Below are 15,907 nucleotides of genomic sequence, written 5' to 3' on the forward strand. Positions count from 1 at the left end.
GTTGCGTGCGGAAACCGAGGGAGGCTCCCCATGGTTCAACTCACGACCGAGCCAATGATCGTCAAAACCCCTGCCGGAGAGCTCAAAGGGGACCTTGTGATGCCACCGCCTGCACGGGCGGTGGTTTTGTTCGCGCATGGTTCCGGCAGCTCACGGCGCAGTCCGCGCAACCGCGCGGTCGCCGAGTCCCTGCACAACGCGGGCTTCGGCACCCTGCTGCTGGACATGCTCACGCCTGACGAGGCGTCGATCGACCAGCGCACGCACGAGTACCGGTTCGACATCGACCTGCTGGCCGAGCGGCTCACGCCCGCCATCGACGCGCTCGGTTCCTGGCAGGCCACACGCGGCATGCCGGTCGGCCTGTTCGGCGCGAGCACGGGCGCGGCCGCGGCGATGAAGGCCGCCGCGCGTCGTCCGGACCGGGTCAACGCCGTGGTGTCGCGGGGTGGTCGTCCCGATCTCGGAGGCGACGGGCTGGCCGAGGTGCAGGCCCCGACGCTGCTGATCGTCGGCGGCGACGACCGCGAAGTGCTCAACCTCAACCGGCAAGCCGCCGAGCTGCTCACCTCATTGCCCCTGACCGACGTCAAGATCGAGATCGTGCCGCACGCCGGGCACCTCTTCGAGGAGCGCGGAGCCCTGGAGAAGGTCTCCGAACTCGCCGACCGGTGGTTCTGCAAGTACCTCGGTGCCGGGCACAGCAAGCAGACCGGCCCCGACGGCGGTCACTTCAAGCCGCCGGAACCCCGTCGCCGGCCACCGATGATGTAGTCCTGCACCGCCTGGTAGCCGGGCACGTCCGCCGCCGTGGCACCACCCGCGCGGATCTCCCGCGCCGTGGTGACCGCGGCGTGCAGGGCCGCTCGGTAGAGCAACGAGCCGGTGCTGATGCGCGCGACGCCCAGGGCGGCCAGCTCCTCGATGCTCTGGCCCGGCTTGTAGAGGACGTTGACCGGGACGTCAACCGCCTCGACCAGGGCTCGGACGTCGTCCTCGGCGCTGATGCCGGGGACGAAGACGCCGCTGGCTCCCGCCCCGGCGTAGCGGCGGGCTCGTTCCAGCGCGTCCGGCAGGGACGGGTTCGGGTTGAGCCAGTGGGTGTCGGTGCGGGCGTTGAGGAACAGGCCCGGAGCTCGGTCTCGGATCGCTGCGATGCGCTGCTCGTGGAGCTCCGGGTCGCAGAGCTCGTCCTCGATGTTGATGCCCGCGATGCCGAGATCGGCCAGTTCCGCGGCGAAATCGCCGATCTCGGCCGGGCTGAGGCGGAAACCGGCCTCGATGTCGACCGTGATCGGGACAGGCAGCCCGACGATCTTCTTCGCGAGGTCGAACGTCTCGTCCTGCGTTCCCCCGCTGCCGTCCGGCACGCCGTGAACCGCGGCGACGCCGAGACTCGTGGTGCCGATCGCGGCGAACCCCGCATCGGCCAGCGCGGCGGCGGAGGCGAAATCCCAGGCGTTGGGCAGCAGCAGCGGCTCGGCACCCTCGTGCAGCGCGTGGAAGTCCATGCCCGGCACCGTAGAGGCCGGGGCCGACACGCCGCGCCTTCACCCGTCGGGGTGAGGAAATTCGAATTTCGCGCGAAATTCGAATGGCCGACCCCGTCGGGACGCAGCCTTCGGAGCAAGGCCTGGTCAGGGCGGTGGTGTCTCAGGGCGGCTTCCCCCCAGAGCGCTTGCCCTTGGGACGGCGGTTCCTCGGGTGGCGTTCTCGTCAGCGGGGCATGCGGCGCCAGATGGGCTGGGGGACGTAGTGCATGGCGGCGAAGACCCAGCGGAGGATGCCGGGGACCCAGACGACCCTGCGGCCTCGGTGGAGGGCCTTGTCGGTTGCGTCGGCGACCTGGTCCGGCGTCGACGACCAGGGGGCCGGGTCCATGCCGGTGGTCATCCGGCCGATGACGAAGCCGGGCCGGACGATCAGCAGCGACACACCGCTGCCCACCAGGGCGTCGGAGAGGCCGTTGGCGAAGCCGTCGAGGCCGGCCTTGGCGGAGCCGTAGACGTAGTTGGCGCGGCGGACCCGGACACCGGCGACCGACGAGAACACCACGATCTGGCCGTGACCCTGCTCGCGCAGCAGGTTCGCCAGGTGCGTGAGGACGTTGACGTGGGCGACGTAGTCGATGTGCACGACGTCGACCGCGTGCGCGGCCTCGGACTCGGCGCGCTGCTGGTCGCCGAGGATCCCGAAGGAGATGACCGCGGTGCCGATCGGGCCGTGCTCCTCGCGGAGGTCGCGCAGCAGCGCTTCGTGGGTGTCCAGCCGGGCGGCGTCGAACTCTACCCGCACGACCTCGTCGGCACCCGCTTCGAGCAGCGCCGACTCCTGCTCGTCGAGGTCCTGCGAACGCCGGGCCGCGAGGATCACCTTGCCGTTCCCGCGCCGCACCAGGCGGTCCGCGACCGCCACGCCGATCTCGCTCCGGCCACCCAGGATCAGTACCGCTCCGCTCATCGCGGTCATCCTGCCACTACCCCGACAACACCCGGTGCACCCCCGGTGGCTTGCCGGGCAACGTTTTCCGGTTTCCCGCACGGGCGCGGCCGGTTCAGTCGCGCAAGTCACCCGCACCTCAAACGGAGGGCTGTTTACCGGCTGATGCCCCCGGCATACTCTTAGTACGAGATCGTTCCCCCACGAAGGCAACCGAGCGGATCCCTCTCATGGCTGACGCCCACCCGCAGATCGACACGACCAAGCCCAGCATCGCGCGCGTGTACGACGCGTTCGTCGGCGGCAAGGATAACTTCGAGGTCGATCGCGAGGTATTGCGGCAGATTCAGCAGCTCGCCCCGGAAGCCATCCAGGTCGGCAGGCAGTGCCGCGCTTGGCTGATCCGCGTCGTGCGCTTCATGGCGGGCAACGCCGGTGTCGACCAGTTCCTCGACCTGGGATCGGGCCTGCCGACCGCGGAGAACACCCACCAGGCGGCGCAGCGGATCAACCACGAGACGACGGTCATCTACGTCGACAACGACCCCTCGGTCGCGGCGCACGGCCGCGCGCTGCTGGAGGAGAACGAGTTCACCCACTTCGCGGTCGCCGACCTGCGCGATCCCGAGGAAGTGCTCAACCACGAGTCGGTCCGCAAGTACCTGGACCTGGAGCGCCCCGTGGGGTTGATCCACAGCAACACGCTGCACCACGTCACCAAGGACGAGAACCCCGCGGCGATCATGCGCACCTACCTCGACGCGCTGGCCTCCGGCTCGTACCTGGCGATCTCGCACCTGCACAACCCGGGCGACGGCAGCTCCCGCGCGCAGCTCGCCGAGGAGTCGCAGGTCAAGTTCAACTCGATGATGGGCAGCTGCTACTACCGCAGTCGCGAGGGCATCCAGGAGCTGTTCGCCGATCTGGAGATGATCGAGCCCGGCCTGGTCAACCTCTTCGACTGGTGGCCGGACGGCCCGCGCCTGACCGAGCCCTCGGACGGCGAGTACAACCTGCTCGGCGGCGTCGGCCGGAAGCGCTGACGCCGGAACTCGGCACGAAGGGCGCCTTTCCGGGGTTCGGTGGCGATTCCTCGGTCGGAAACCGCCACCCGTGACCGCAAAGGCGCCCGGTCGAGCTCACATGGCCTGGCGCGAAGTCCAGTGCCGCATCGCGTGTTCCACGAGCGCGATCAGGGTGCGCTTGGTGGATTCCCGGTCCCGGGCGTCCACCGGGCCGATCGGCACGTCAGGCCCGATCGCCATCGCTTCCCGCACCTGTTCGAGCGAGTGCAGCATCTGCCCGTCGAACATGTTCACGCCCACCAGGTAGGGCAGGCCGCGGTCCTCGAAGAAGTCGATCGCCGAGAACGAGTCCGCCAGCCGGCGGGTGTCGACCAGCACGACGGCGCCGATGGCACCGCGCACCAGGTCGTCCCACATGAACCAGAACCGCTGCTGCCCGGGAGTGCCGAACAGGTAGAGGATCAGGTCCGAGGCCAGCGAGATGCGGCCGAAGTCCATGGCGACCGTGGTGGTGGTCTTGTTCGGAGTCGCGTCGAGGTCGTCGACGCCCTTGGAAGCCTCCGTCATGACCGCTTCGGTGGTCAGCGGAACGATTTCCGAGACCGAACCGACGAACGTCGTTTTGCCCACACCGAACCCGCCCGCGACGACGATCTTCGCCGACGTCGAGCTGGTGCCACCCCGGTTGGCAGCCTCCGGCATCGAGCCGAGCTGGGGTGCGCTATAGCCGACGGAGTCCACTCAAAACCCTTTCCATCAACATCATGTGTGGTGCGCTACCGCTTTCGCTCACCGTGCTGTGCACGGTGATCAATCCGAGTTCGGCCATGTCGGCCAGCAGCACGCGGGCGACCCCGATCGGCACCGACAGCAGTGCCCCCACCTCGGCCACCGAACGCGGTTGCTGGCACAGCTCGGCGATCGACTGGTGCTCCAGCCGGACCGGTGCGCCGGGTCGGTAATTCTCGCCGACCGAAACCAGGGTCTCGATGGCCAGTTCGTAGTTCGACTTCGTCCGGCCGCCGGTCCAGGTGTAGGACCGGATGCTGGAGGCTACGGGAGCTTCGGGAACGGCGTCGGCAGGGTCCTGCGACACCGTCCTGGCACGCTGGTCCAGCTCGTGGTCCTGCGGTGATTCCGGCTCCTCGCGCCCCTTGCGCTTGTCCCGCTTGGGCTTGGCGCCGAACGTGAACGCGTTGACGACATCGGCGAAGCTGTCATCGCCCGAGTTCTGCCGTCTTCGGTCTCGACGTGGGTATTCCGAGCGTCTGCTCATCGCGTCCTCACACCAGTTGACCCGACACAGCGCCCGCGCTGTTCTGCAGCTGGGTGCGGATCTCCGGAGTGAGCATCTGGCCGACGCGCTCGACCAGCATGGTCATCTCGTACGCGATCAGCCCCATGTCGCACTGCGGAGCGGCGAGCACCGTCAGGCACGAACCGTCGCTGATGCCCATCTGCAGCAGGGTGCCCCGGTCCATCTCCACGATCGTCTGCACGACCCGGCCGGCCTCGAAGCACTTCGCCGATCCCTGCGTCAGGCTCAGCAGACCAGAGGCCACAGCGGCGAGCTGATCGGCACGATCCCTGGGCAGCGTCGCCGAAGCGGTCAGCACCAGTCCATCAGCCGAGACCACGATCGCGTGCGCCACTCCCTGCACGCGTTCGGTGAAGTCCGTGATCAGCCAGCCGAACCTGCGGGAAATAGTCTGTGCGCTCATGCAACCTCCTGTTCGTTGCCGAGATGATCACGTGTCTTCTCGCGTGTGTCCACCACTCAGCCCTCGTCGGTCATCCGGTGCCGGCCACGGCTGACTCCGCCTTGGAAGTCGGACAGCCTGCTGCGCAACGCGTTCGGGTCGCGCTGGAGCCGTCGTGGCTGGCTCGGCTGCTGCGACTGGTTGGACACGCTTCCCGGAACCAGGTTCGCCTTCGGCTTGCGCCGGGGCAGTCCGGCGCTGGTGAACGACGTCTCCTGCGGGTTCGCCGCGGCTTCCGCCGCCTCGCGGGCCTTGTCCGCGGCGAAGTCCCAGGCTTGCGCCTCCGGGGTCTGCGGGATCCAGGGCTGGGCCTGGGGCAGTTCGGGAGCCTGCTCCGAGGAGTCCGGGGGCCACGGCTTGAACGCCGACTCCGGGTCGGTGTGACCGAACTGGACCCCGTTGTGCGCCAGCTTCTTGCTGATGTCCTCGGCGCTGCGGCTCTTGGGAGCTTCCTCGGAGGCGGGTTCAGCGGCGGCCCGGTTGCGCGGCTTGCGCTGCGGCAGACCGGACGAGGTCAGCTGCGGCTCGTCGTCCTCGGCGGGCTTCCCGGAGGTGAACAGCGCGGAGTCGCCGTCCTTGGTCTCCGGCCAGTGGAACTCGCCGGTCTCCGAGATCGAGTCCGACGCCGCGGGCATGAACCACTGCCCCGCCAGGTCGTTCCGGGCCGGTTCCTCGGCGGGCTCCTCGGTCTCCTCGCGGGTCACGGGTCGGTCGTAGTCGAGCGAGGAACCGAAGAAGCTGTTGGTCTGCGAGTCCTCACCCCCGGCCGGGGAGAAGAAGTCGTTGGCCTGGCCGGAGCCGGAGTCGAAGAAACCGCTCCCGTCGAACTGGCCCGAGCGCTCGGCCTGATCGTGGGGGAAGACCGGCTCGAACAGGCTGGTCGGCGCGTTGGCGTTGTACTCCTCGTCGCCGTGCGCCCAGCCCTGTTCGTCGTCCTGGGCCAGGACCGGCTCGTGGGTCTGCCAACCGTCGTCCTCGGGCCGGTGCTGGTCGGGAACCCGCTGCGGCAGCGGCGAACCCGCACCCGGGAACGAGGTCTGCAATCCGGGCAGCGAGTGGCCGTTGACCTGCGCGGGCGGCGCTGACGGCGGCATCTGCGACTGGCCGCTCGGCTGGGCGGAGACCACGTGCTCGGCCGGGACCAGGACCGTGGCGCGCACGCCCTCGACGTCGGGACCGCCGTGCAGCTCGACGCTGATGCCGTGCCGCGCGGCCAGGCGTCCGGCCACGAACAGGCCCATCCGGCGCGACGTCGAGATGTCGTCCTCGGCGACGCGGGCGAGCCGCTGGTTGGCGGAGGCCAGGTCGTCGTCGCCCATGCCGATGCCGTTGTCGAGGACGTCGAGCACGACCGTTCCGTCGCCGGACTGGTAGCTGGAGACGGTCACGACGGTGTCGGGCGCGGAGAAGTTCGCGCCGTTGTCCATCAGCTCGGCGACCAGGCGCACCAGGTCGCTGGCGGTGTTGCCGCGCAGCTTCACCGACGGGGTCGGCTGCACCGCGACCCGCGGGTACTGCTCGATCTCCGAGACCGCCGAGCGCAGCACGTCGGCGAGGTCGGTGGGCTGGGTGAAGCGGCGGGCCAGGTCGCTGCCGGAGAGGACCATGAGGTTCTCGTTGTTCCGGCGCATCCGGGTCGCGAGGTTGTCGAGCTGGAAGAGCCTGGCCAGCTGGTCGGAGTCTTCCTCGTCCTGCTCCAGCTCCTCGAACAGGCGCAGCTGGCGTTCCAGCAGCGCCTGACTGCGGCGGGACACGCTGACGAACGCGTCGCTGTAGCCGCGGCGCAGGTCGGCCTGCTCGACCGCCAGGCGCAGCGCCTGCCGGTTGACCTCGTCGAAGGCCCGCGCCACCTGGCCGACCTCTTCGGTGGTGTTGACCGGCAGCGGCGGCACCTCGGCCTCCGCGCCCTTGCCCTCGCGGACCGCGGTGACCGCCGAGGGCAGGTCGTACTCGGCCGCGTCCAGCGCGCCGATCCGCAGTTCGCGCAGCGAGCCGAGCAGCTGGCGGGTGATCATGATGATCACGCCGGCGGCGGCGATCAGCGAGGCCAGCAGCATCACCGAGTCCCACCCAGCGCGGTCGCTGGCGTCGTCGGCCAGGCCCTGCGCGATGGTGCGAACCTCGTTCGCCAGCTCGCCGCGACCGCCTTCGATGGTCGCCGCGGAGCCGTCGCTGACGCTGTTCCACGCCTCGCGCTCGACGGAGAAGCCCCGGCTGGACTTGCTGTCGGTGCTCTCCAGAACGATCACACCGAGCATCTGGTTGCGCTGCACGATCGCCGGGACCTGGAGCTGCTCCGCGAGGCGCTGCTGCCAGTGCTTGGCCACACCGGAGCTCGCGTCGTTGATCTTCGACAGCAGTCGGGCGCGGGAACCGGAGAGGTTGTCGAGCGTGGGTGCGTCCAGCGAACCGTCCCGCAGCCCGGACAGCACCAGCGCCTGCTGGAGCCGGACCTCCTCGGTCAGGCTGAGCAGGTCGGTCAGCGCGGTCGCGGTGCTGGAGATCTGGGGGTCGGCGACGCTGGTGGTCAGCGCGCGGTCCAGCGCGAGCGCCGCGCGCACGGCCTGGCTGTAGGCGCCGACGGCCTGCATGGCGGTGACCCGCTTGGCCTGGACGCCGGCGCGCACCGCGGTCAGTCCGTCCAGCGCCTTGCGGGTCTCGGCGAAGCGCTCGTGGACGACGTCGGTGTAGACGTCGTTCTCGGTGAGGATGACCCGCAGGTTCTCGGCCGCCTTGTCGGTGGCTCCGACCTGCTCCGTGAAGGTGCCGATGTCGCCGCCACCGACGAGGTTCTCCACTGCGTGGTTTCGCTCCAGCTGCAGACCGCTGGTCAGCGGTTCCAGCTGGTCTTCGGCGTCGAGCACCTGCGCGACCCGGCCGTACTGATCGGCCTGGTCGACCTGCCACTGGATCTGACCGACACCGAGCGTGATCGCGAACAGCACGGGGACCAGCACGACGGCGGCCAGCTTCGTGGGCAGCGACCAGTTGCGCCACTGCAGGAAGCCGGCAGGCCGCCGGTCCCCGCTCACGAGCGATCTCCCTGTGCGTCTCCGCGCTGGTCAAGCAGGCGTGTCGAACAAAGCGTAGGCGAACGGCGCATGCGTGCGGTCCCGCAATCGTCGTGCTGATGGTCTGGGGTGAAAGGCAGGCCTGCCGGGAGGGCGCGGGGTCGGCGAACCAACGCGAGACTCCCTGCCTTCACGATCTCAACGATACTCAGCGTCACCAATGACTTCCCCGGCCGGTACATTCCGGACACTGGTATCGAACCGTGACCCTTCCCGTTCGCACGACTACCTCTCAGTGCCCAAGCACTATATGCCCCTGCCGCAAGGAAAGCACCGGGGGCTTTTTCGCAATGTGCTACGCCAAACAGGCGAGATCACGCCGAGTGTTCAATCAGTTCGGGAGCGCTTCACGCAATTTCACCCGTTCGGGCTAAAACGACCTCGGAACTCTTCCCCGAGAGAGGCTGTAACGCCTGGTCAGCGACTTTCGATCTTCAAGAGGCAGGTCCCTGACCTGGCCTTACCCGCCAGTAACCGAGAGTCGCCCACCCGTCGCGGACTCCCGGCTCCGGCCCTGCTCAGACGGGTGAAATGGAAGACCGCAGGTGGTGCTCCCCACAGTGTCGATAGCGGTAGAACAGTGGTAAGAATTGCCCGCCTCCGCCAGCTCGGCGACCCCGGCCGGCACACCCTGAAGCCCCAGGAAGGATGCATGAGCAACGCAACGCAATCCGCGCTGCGCGGTTCCCCCCGCGAGCCCGGAAATCAACGCGCGGCGTTCGGCGGAATCGAGAAGAGCGCGGTTCGCACAACCGCCGACCGGCCCGATTTCACCGCAATCCAGCAGAGCGCCGAATTCCGCAGCCTCCGCCGTCGACTTAAATGGTTCGTTTTCCCCGCGACGGCGTTTTTCCTCATCTGGTACTTGGGCTACGTGGTGGCCGCGGCGTACTTCCCCGAGGAGATGGCGAAGCCCGTCGTGGGCGACGTCAACGTCGGATTGCTGCTGGGAATCGGGCAGTTCGTGACCACCGTCGGGCTGACCACCCTCTACGTCAGGTTCGCCCGCCGCCACATCGACCCGCGCGTCGACGAAATCCGTGAGCAGGCCGGAGAGTTCGACCGATGAACCTTGCCCAACCCCACGTCATCCCCGACGACAGCGTCATCATCAACACCAGCGTCTTCGCGGCGTTCGTGCTGATCACGCTGTTCATCGTCTACCGCGTCAGCAACCGCGGCACGGCCAGCGACTACTTCGTCGCAGGCAGCGCCTTCAGCGGTGTGCAGAACGGCATCGCGCTGTCCGGTGACTACCTGTCGGCCGCGTCGTTCCTCGGCATCGCCGGCGCGATCGCCATCTACGGCTACGACGGCTTCCTCTACAGCATCGGCTTCCTGGTCGCATGGCTGGTCAACCTGCTGCTGCTGGCCGAACGCACCCGCAACACCGGCCGTTTCACCATGGGCGACGTGCTCAGCTTCCGGATGAAGCAGCGCCCCGTGCGCGCCGCGGCGGCGACGTCCACCCTGGCCATCACGATCATGTACATGATCGCCCAGATCGCCGGCGCCGGTGGTCTGGTGGCGCTGCTGCTCAACGTGCACGGCGACTTCGGCCAGATGCTGGTGATGGTCGGCGTGGGCGCCGTCATGATGGTCTACGTGCTGGTCGGCGGCATGAAAGGCACCACGTGGGTGCAGATCATCAAGGCCACCATGCTCGTGCTGTGCGCCGTGCTGATCACGATCTTCCTGCTCGGCAAGTTCAGCTACAGCATGTCCGAGCTGCTCCGCGCCGCCGCTGACAACAACCCGCACGGGCGCGCGATCTTCGCTCCCGGTGCGCAGTACGGCAAGTCCGACATGACCAAGCTGGACTTCATCTCGCTGTCGCTGGCGCTGGTGCTCGGCGTCGGTGGTCTGCCGCACGTGCTGATGCGCTTCTACACCGTTCCCAACGCGCGCGAGGCGCGGCGTTCGGTGGTGTGGGCGACCTGGACGATGGCGATCTTCTACCTGTGCACGCTGATCATCGGCTACGGAGCGAGCGCCCTGGTCGGCAGCGACGCGATCCTGGCCGCACCCGGTGCGGAGAACTCGGCGGCACCGCTGCTGGCCTACCAGATCGGCGGCACTGTCCTGCTGGGCGTGATCTCGGCCGTCGCCTTCGCCACCATCCTGGCGGTGGTCGCGGGCCTGACGCTGACCGCGTCGGCGTCGTTCGCGCACGACGTCTACGCCAGCGTGGTCCGCGGCGGTGAGGTCGACTCCGACCGAGTGGTGTGGGTGGCGCGGATGACGGCGCTGGTCATCGGCGTGGTCTCGATCGGCGGCGGTATCCTGGTGATGGGTCAGAACGTGGCGTTCCTGGTCGGACTGGCGTTCGCCTTCGCCGCCTCGGCCAACCTCTCCACGCTGCTGTACACGCTGTTCTGGAAGCGGTTCAACACCACCGGCACGCTCTGGGGCATCTACAGCGGGCTCATCTCCTGCCTGCTGCTGGTGGCCTTCTCGCCGGTCGTGTCGGGCTCTCCGGATTCGATCATCCCGAGCGTGGACTTCGCGTTCTTCCCGCTGAAGAACCCGGGCATCGTCTCGATCCCGATCTCGTTCCTGTTCGCCGCCATCGGCACCTTCGTGGGCAAGTCGGAGCAGGACGTCGAACGTCAGGCCGAGATGGAGGTCCGCTCCCTCACGGGAATCGGCTCGCGCAGCGGCTGACCTGCGCGAAAAGCGTTCGAAGGGCGCTGGCGGACCGAGCGGTCCGCCAGCGCCCTTCGTCGTCGCGGACCGGGTCGATGTTGGGCGTGGGCTCACTCACCCGAGGTGTTGCCGAGTGAGTTCCGACCGCTGCGCGTCACCGGTCTTCGTGCGTGCCCCGCACGAATTCGTCTTACCCGATCGGATACTGCTGGAATCGGGTTCCGGTCAATAAACTGGGAACCGTCCCGACCAACGCAGAACTTCGCCGAAAATCCGGTCGAGAAGCGAGCTGGTGGGCCAAGTGGGGGTTGTGATGCGCAAGCTTCGGAATGCCCTGTTAGGCATGGCGGTGGCCGCGATCGTGCCCATCTCCGGGCTCGGAACTCACATCGCGACCATCGCCCTCGAAATCAGAGATGTCCTGGTCCAGGCCGCGCACGCGGCTCCTGAGCAGGACACCACCGACTTCCTCGCCTTCGGCACCCGGATCCGCTCGGAACCCGGCACGACCGCCTCGGTGCGAGGAATCGGAAATCCCGGGGACACCGCGACGATTCACCGCAGGGTGATCGGCGAAACCATTGTCTGCGGGGACGGACGGGCCGTTTCGGAATGGCTCGACGTGACCAATGAGCGCAGCCAGATTTCAGGATTCGTGAGCGGCTGCTTCATTTGATTCCCTTTTTTCAGCCCACCGCCGCAGCTGCGGCCCTTCCGGCCTGCCTGCCCGAGAACAGGCAGCCACCGAGGAAGGTGCCTTCCAGGGCTCGGTATCCGTGCACGCCGCCGCCACCGAAGCCGGCGACCTCTCCGGCCGCGTAGAGCCCCTCCAGCGGCATCACCCCATCGGTGAGCACCCGGCCGTCCAGGTCGGTCTCCAGGCCGCCGAGGGTCTTGCGGGTCAGCAGGTTGAGCTTCACCGCGATGAGGGGCCCGGCCGCCGGGTCCAGCAGCCGGTGGGGCTCAGCCACCCGGATCAGCCGGTCCACCGCGTAGCGGCGGGCCTCCCGGATCGCGTTGATCTGCAGGTCCTTGCCGAGTCCTGAGGCGACCTGGCGGTCCCGCTCGACGATGGTGCGTTCGAGCTCGGCGGCGTCGATGTGACCGTCGCCGAGCTCGTTCATGCCCTCGGCGAGTGCGGCGACGCTGTTGCGGACGATGAAGTCCTCACCGCGCCGCACGAACTCCATCACCGGTCCGGGGGTCGCCCCGCCGCCGCGCTGCAGCAGCTGGCGGACGCTGCGGCCGGTGAGATCGGGGTTCTGCTCGGAGCCCGACAGGGCGAACTCGCGGCTGATGATGCGCCGGTTGAGCACGAACCACGTGTGCTCGTGGCCGGTGCCCACGATGTGCTGCAGCGTTCCCAAGGTGTCGAATCCGGGGAACAGCGGTGCGGGCAGCCGGTTGCCGTTCGCGTCCAGCCACAGCGACGAGGGGCCGGGCAGGATGCGGATGCCGTGCCTGGTCCACACGGGAGCGTAGTTGCGGATTCCCTCGGTGTAGTGCCACATCCGGTCCGGGTTGATGATCCGGCCACCGGTCTTGGCCACCACTTCGAGCATCCGCCCGTCGACGTGGTCGGGAACTCCGGCGATCATGTTCTTCGGCGGCTTGCCCAGGCGCTTGGGCCAGTTCTTGCGCACCAGCGGGAGGTTCCCGCCGATACCGCCGGAGGTGACGACCACCGCCTGCGAGGCGAGTTCGAACTCCCCCTTGGTCTTTCGGGGACTCGGCTGACCGCGTTCGGCGTCGCTGGGGATGAGCACCTTGCCGCGCACGCCGGTGACGGCTCCGCCGGTGGTGACCAGTTCGGTGACGCGGTGCCGGAACCGCAGCTCGACGAGGCCCTTGGCCTCGGCCTCGCGGACCCGGCGGAGGAACGGTTCGAGCACGCCGGGGCCGGTGCCCCAGGTGACGTGGAAGCGCGGTACGGAGTTGCCGTGGCCGCAGGCGAGGTAACCGCCGCGTTCGGCCCACTGCACGAGCGGGAAGAACTTGACGCCCTGCGCGGTCAGCCACGCGCGCTTCTCGCCGGAGGCGAAGTCGACGTACGCCTCGGCCCACCGGCGGGGCCAGTGGTCCTCATCGCGGTCGAAGGCCGCGGTGCCCATCCAGTCCTGGAGGGCGAGTTCGTGCGAGTCGCGCACGCCGAGCCTGCGCTGCTCCGGGGAGTCCACCAGGAACAACCCGCCGAAGGACCAGTGCGCCTGGCCTCCCAGGGAAGCCTCGGGTTCCTGGTCGACGAGCACCACGCGGCGACCGGCATCGGCCAGTTCCGCAGTGGCGACCAGGCCTGCCAGGCCCGCGCCCACCACGATCACATCAGCGTCCAGCGCCATCGCCGACCTCCGCTATTACCGACGGGTAGTGGTGGACTTTATACCTCAATCGTGGTGTATCCGGCAGGGATCGCGAGTCGATCTCCGGGTCCTCCGGAATTGCTCTCCACGCCTGAGGAACCACCCATAGGTGGTGTATCCGGCCAATTCGCTGGAAACGCTTCCGCGGTGCCGCCAATCTTGCTCCAACGCGGCGATCGACGCCGCACCCGGAACGAATCCCCCTCCAGCGAAAGGGTTTCCACCATGTCCTCCTACGTCCTCCCCCGGTCGGCCGCCGGTCGGCTCCGATCCCGCTGGCCGCTCGCGCTGGGGCTGGTGATGACGGCGGTGCTGTCGCTGGCCGCGCTGCTGGCCGGCCCACCGGCCGACGCCGAGGTGAGCCGGAACAGTTGTCCCGCAGGGTCTTTCTGCGTCTGGCCCGAGACCGGGTTCGGCGGTCAGTCGCGCGAACTCGCGCTGCGGGCCACCGGGGTCGAGCAGTGCGTCACGCTCGAAACCGGTTGGGAGGCGAAGTCCTTCGCCAACAACACCGGCCATCCGGTGACCGTCTACCAGGATCCGCACTGCGATGAGGAAGCCGACTTCGACACCCACCCATCAGGATCGCAGACCCCGCAGGCCGGTTACGTGGCTCGGGCCATCCAGGTCTGGAGTCACTGACCGCGGCCGGTCAGGCCCCGCACCAGGTCCAGGAGTCGTTCGGCGGAGTTCTGCCAGGTGAACTTCGCCGCCTGGGTCCGGGCCGCCGCGACCAGGTCGGCGCGGGCGTCGTCGTCCTCCAACATCCGCACGGCATCGGCGAAGTCCTTCGGCCTCCCCGTCTCGAAGAACTTCGCGTGCCCACCGGTGACCTCGTGGAAGATCTCCAGATCGCTGCAGACCACCGGCGTCCCCGCGTTCATCGCCTCGATGACCGGCAACCCGAAGCCCTCGTCCCGCGAGGCGGTGACCAGCGCGCTCGCCCGAGCCAGCAGCTGCTGGTACTCGTCCTCCCCGATCCCCCGCCAGAACACCACGTCCGCTCCCGGCGGCAGCCGCTCGCGCAGTTCGTCCTCGCGCTGCGGCGCGATCCGGCTGACCAGGTGCAGCCGGTGTCCAGGAAGGAAAGCCATGCCCGCCAACAACGTTTCCACGTCCTTGTACGGCATGAACGAACCCATGTACACCAGCTCGCGCGGGCCTCCACCCGGTCCTGGTGGTGCCGTCCGGACGGTCTGCGGCTGGGGTGCGTTGTGCACGACGGTGACCGGCCTGCGCGTCAGCCGGTACCGCTCGATCAACCGACGGGTGGTGTCGCTGACGGTCACCACGGCGTCGGCGCGGTTCAGCATCACGCGCTGCGGCCAGAACGCCTTGTGGTAGAGCCGCCAGGCGATCTTCACCGGCAGCGGCAGGAACCCCGGCGGCTCCGGGTGCCGGTAGTAGATGAGGTCGTGCAGCGTGAGCACCAGCCGGTAGTCGCGACGGAACCCGCCGATGATCTGCATCGGGCTGAACACCACGTCGGCGCCCAGCCGGTTCAGGGTGCGCGAGACCCACAGCTCGCGCGGCGAGAACGGGCTGTTGATCAGCACGTGCGGAACCCCGTCGGGCAGCAGGTCCAGCTGCCGCTCGTCGTGGACCAGCATCGTCACGGGATGGAGGTGGTGCAGTGCTTCGATGAGGCTCGCGCCGTAACGGCTGATGCCGTCGTGCTGATCGGTGCGCGTCCAGCGCGCGTCGACCACGAGGTTCATCGGCTCTGCTCCGGGATCGCGAACTTCTCGCGGTGGTCGCTGCGCCCCAGAAACCGCACGATCTCGGCCGACGCGGCATCCGGGGTCTCGTAGTGCACCAGGTGTCCCACGTCGGCGATGACCACGAGCTCGGCGTCGGGCAGTCGCGCAGCCAGCGCGCGCTGTCCCGCCAACGGCGCGATCTCGTCGTGCTCACCGGCCACCAGCAGCACCGGCATGGGCAGCTGCTCGGCGTAGTCGGTCACGGTGTGGGTCACCGAGGCCTGGAAGGACTGGTTGACCACGGTCGGTGAGTGGAACCGGCTGAAGTGCCGCAGGTGGTTGTCGTCGATGAACCCGCGCAGCTGCTTGTCCCGGGTCCGGGTCATCGCCCGGCTGGCCGCCAGCACCACCCACCGGTTGGTCAGCAACGACCGCCCTGCGCGGGAGGGCAACCGCTCCCCGAGCGTGTAGTAGGCAGCGGTCAGGCCCGCGAGGGCCGCGTGCGGACCGCGCAACGCGGACTGGGCGATGGGGTTGATCAGCACCAACCGGCGCACCAAGGACGGGTTCAACGCTGCCAGACGGGAGGCGATGATCGAACCGAACGAATGCCCGATCAGCACGAGCGGCCGCTCGGCGCCACCGAGCCGACCGATCAGCTCGGTGATCACCTCGGCATAGCCGGCGACGTCGTGCCGCGCGTTCATCGGCCCGGAATCCCCGAATCCGGGCAAGTCCGGGATCACGACGCGCCGACCGGTCAGGCCGGCGGCGATGAGCTCCAGGCCGTGGTGCGTGCCGCGCAGCCCGTGCACGATCAGCACCGTCTCGGCGGTGGGCCCGAGCTCCTCGCGGTAGACCCAGTAGTGCAGGTCGGAGCCGTTGATCCGAGCTACACGCTCCATT

At 68.5% G+C, this 15,907-nt stretch carries 15 protein-coding genes; 6 read left to right on the forward strand and 9 right to left on the reverse strand.

Translation table 11 applies throughout. The features are described from left to right. Window positions 1-99: 99 nt before the first annotated feature. A complete protein-coding gene (locus tag AB0J91_RS22520) occupies window positions 100-774 on the forward strand; it encodes an alpha/beta fold hydrolase (protein WP_363872052.1) in 675 nt (224 codons plus the stop codon). Here AB0J91_RS22520 and AB0J91_RS22525 read toward each other — a convergent pair. Then, window positions 729-1,511 (reverse strand): isocitrate lyase/phosphoenolpyruvate mutase family protein, encoded by a 783-nt coding sequence (locus tag AB0J91_RS22525; RefSeq protein WP_363872055.1) that lies wholly within the window; start codon window positions 1,509-1,511, stop codon window positions 729-731. The two genes, AB0J91_RS22520 and AB0J91_RS22525, sit on opposite strands and share 46 nt — an antisense overlap. 205 nt (window positions 1,512-1,716) lie before the next feature. Beyond that, the gene (locus tag AB0J91_RS22530) at window positions 1,717-2,460 is read right to left on the reverse strand and encodes an SDR family NAD(P)-dependent oxidoreductase (RefSeq protein WP_363872057.1); all 744 of its coding nucleotides are present in this window, start codon (window positions 2,458-2,460) and stop codon (window positions 1,717-1,719) included. A gap of 209 nt (window positions 2,461-2,669) precedes the next feature. Here AB0J91_RS22530 and AB0J91_RS22535 point away from each other — a divergent pair, with 209 nt between their 5' ends. Further along, on the forward strand, window positions 2,670-3,482 hold the full coding sequence (locus AB0J91_RS22535) for an SAM-dependent methyltransferase (protein ID WP_363872060.1): 813 nt from the start codon (window positions 2,670-2,672) through the stop codon (window positions 3,480-3,482). Between the two features lie 96 nt (window positions 3,483-3,578). Here AB0J91_RS22535 and AB0J91_RS22540 read toward each other — a convergent pair whose 3' ends face one another. Genes AB0J91_RS22540 through AB0J91_RS22555 form a run of 4 tightly spaced genes read right to left on the reverse strand, consistent with a single transcriptional unit; the run spans window position 3,579 to window position 8,256 of the window. Beyond that, window positions 3,579-4,205 (reverse strand): ATP/GTP-binding protein, encoded by a 627-nt coding sequence (locus AB0J91_RS22540; RefSeq protein ID WP_210971170.1) that lies wholly within the window; start codon window positions 4,203-4,205, stop codon window positions 3,579-3,581. Beyond that, on the reverse strand, window positions 4,186-4,740 hold the full coding sequence (locus tag AB0J91_RS22545; protein ID WP_363795326.1) for a DUF742 domain-containing protein: 555 nt from the start codon (window positions 4,738-4,740) through the stop codon (window positions 4,186-4,188). The genes AB0J91_RS22540 and AB0J91_RS22545 overlap by 20 nt, the downstream gene beginning before the upstream one ends. Window positions 4,741-4,747: 7 nt before the next feature. After that, the gene (locus tag AB0J91_RS22550; protein ID WP_132673877.1) at window positions 4,748-5,185 is read right to left on the reverse strand and encodes a roadblock/LC7 domain-containing protein; all 438 of its coding nucleotides are present in this window, start codon (window positions 5,183-5,185) and stop codon (window positions 4,748-4,750) included. 56 nt (window positions 5,186-5,241) lie between these two features. Beyond that, window positions 5,242-8,256 (reverse strand): nitrate- and nitrite sensing domain-containing protein, encoded by a 3,015-nt coding sequence (locus AB0J91_RS22555; protein WP_363872063.1) that lies wholly within the window; start codon window positions 8,254-8,256, stop codon window positions 5,242-5,244. Between the two features lie 565 nt (window positions 8,257-8,821). On the opposite strand from AB0J91_RS22555, the gene AB0J91_RS22560 reads away from it, so the two are divergent. The 3 genes from AB0J91_RS22560 (at window position 8,822) to AB0J91_RS22570 (ending at window position 11,617) form a co-directional block, all read left to right on the forward strand. Next, window positions 8,822-9,364: a DUF485 domain-containing protein gene (locus tag AB0J91_RS22560; RefSeq protein ID WP_363872066.1), complete on the forward strand. Its 543-nt coding sequence runs from the start codon at window positions 8,822-8,824 to the stop codon at window positions 9,362-9,364. Beyond that, entirely contained in the window at window positions 9,361-10,959 is a 1,599-nt protein-coding gene (locus AB0J91_RS22565; protein WP_363872069.1) for a cation acetate symporter, read from the forward strand. The genes AB0J91_RS22560 and AB0J91_RS22565 overlap by 4 nt, the downstream gene beginning before the upstream one ends. Window positions 10,960-11,254: 295 nt before the next feature. After that, window positions 11,255-11,617 carry a hypothetical protein gene (locus AB0J91_RS22570; protein WP_363795334.1) on the forward strand — a complete coding sequence of 121 codons (363 nt, stop codon included), beginning with the start codon at window positions 11,255-11,257 and terminating at the stop codon, window positions 11,615-11,617. Window positions 11,618-11,627: 10 nt separating this feature from the next. Here the strand turns inward: AB0J91_RS22570 and AB0J91_RS22575 are convergent, their stop codons facing one another. Then, window positions 11,628-13,280, reverse strand: a complete 1,653-nt coding sequence (locus AB0J91_RS22575) for an FAD-binding dehydrogenase (RefSeq protein ID WP_363872072.1) — start codon at window positions 13,278-13,280, stop codon at window positions 11,628-11,630. Window positions 13,281-13,526: 246 nt separating this feature from the next. Here AB0J91_RS22575 and AB0J91_RS22580 point away from each other — a divergent pair, with 246 nt between their 5' ends. After that, complete coding sequence (locus tag AB0J91_RS22580; protein WP_363872075.1) at window positions 13,527-13,943, forward strand: peptidase inhibitor family I36 protein; 417 nt, start codon at window positions 13,527-13,529, stop codon at window positions 13,941-13,943. On the opposite strand, the gene AB0J91_RS22585 is transcribed toward AB0J91_RS22580, so the two are convergent. Next, window positions 13,937-15,019, reverse strand: coding sequence for a glycosyltransferase family 1 protein (locus AB0J91_RS22585; RefSeq protein WP_363872078.1), 1,083 nt, complete (start codon window positions 15,017-15,019; stop codon window positions 13,937-13,939). The two genes, AB0J91_RS22580 and AB0J91_RS22585, sit on opposite strands and share 7 nt — an antisense overlap. Beyond that, entirely contained in the window at window positions 15,016-15,906 is an 891-nt protein-coding gene (locus tag AB0J91_RS22590) for an alpha/beta hydrolase (RefSeq protein WP_363795342.1), read from the reverse strand. Before AB0J91_RS22590 ends, AB0J91_RS22585 begins: the two co-directional genes overlap by 4 nt. Between the last annotated feature and the right edge of the window lies 1 nt (window position 15,907).

Source organism: Saccharopolyspora sp. NPDC049357 (assembly GCF_040677225.1).
Lineage (GTDB): Bacteria > Actinomycetota > Actinomycetes > Mycobacteriales > Pseudonocardiaceae > Saccharopolyspora.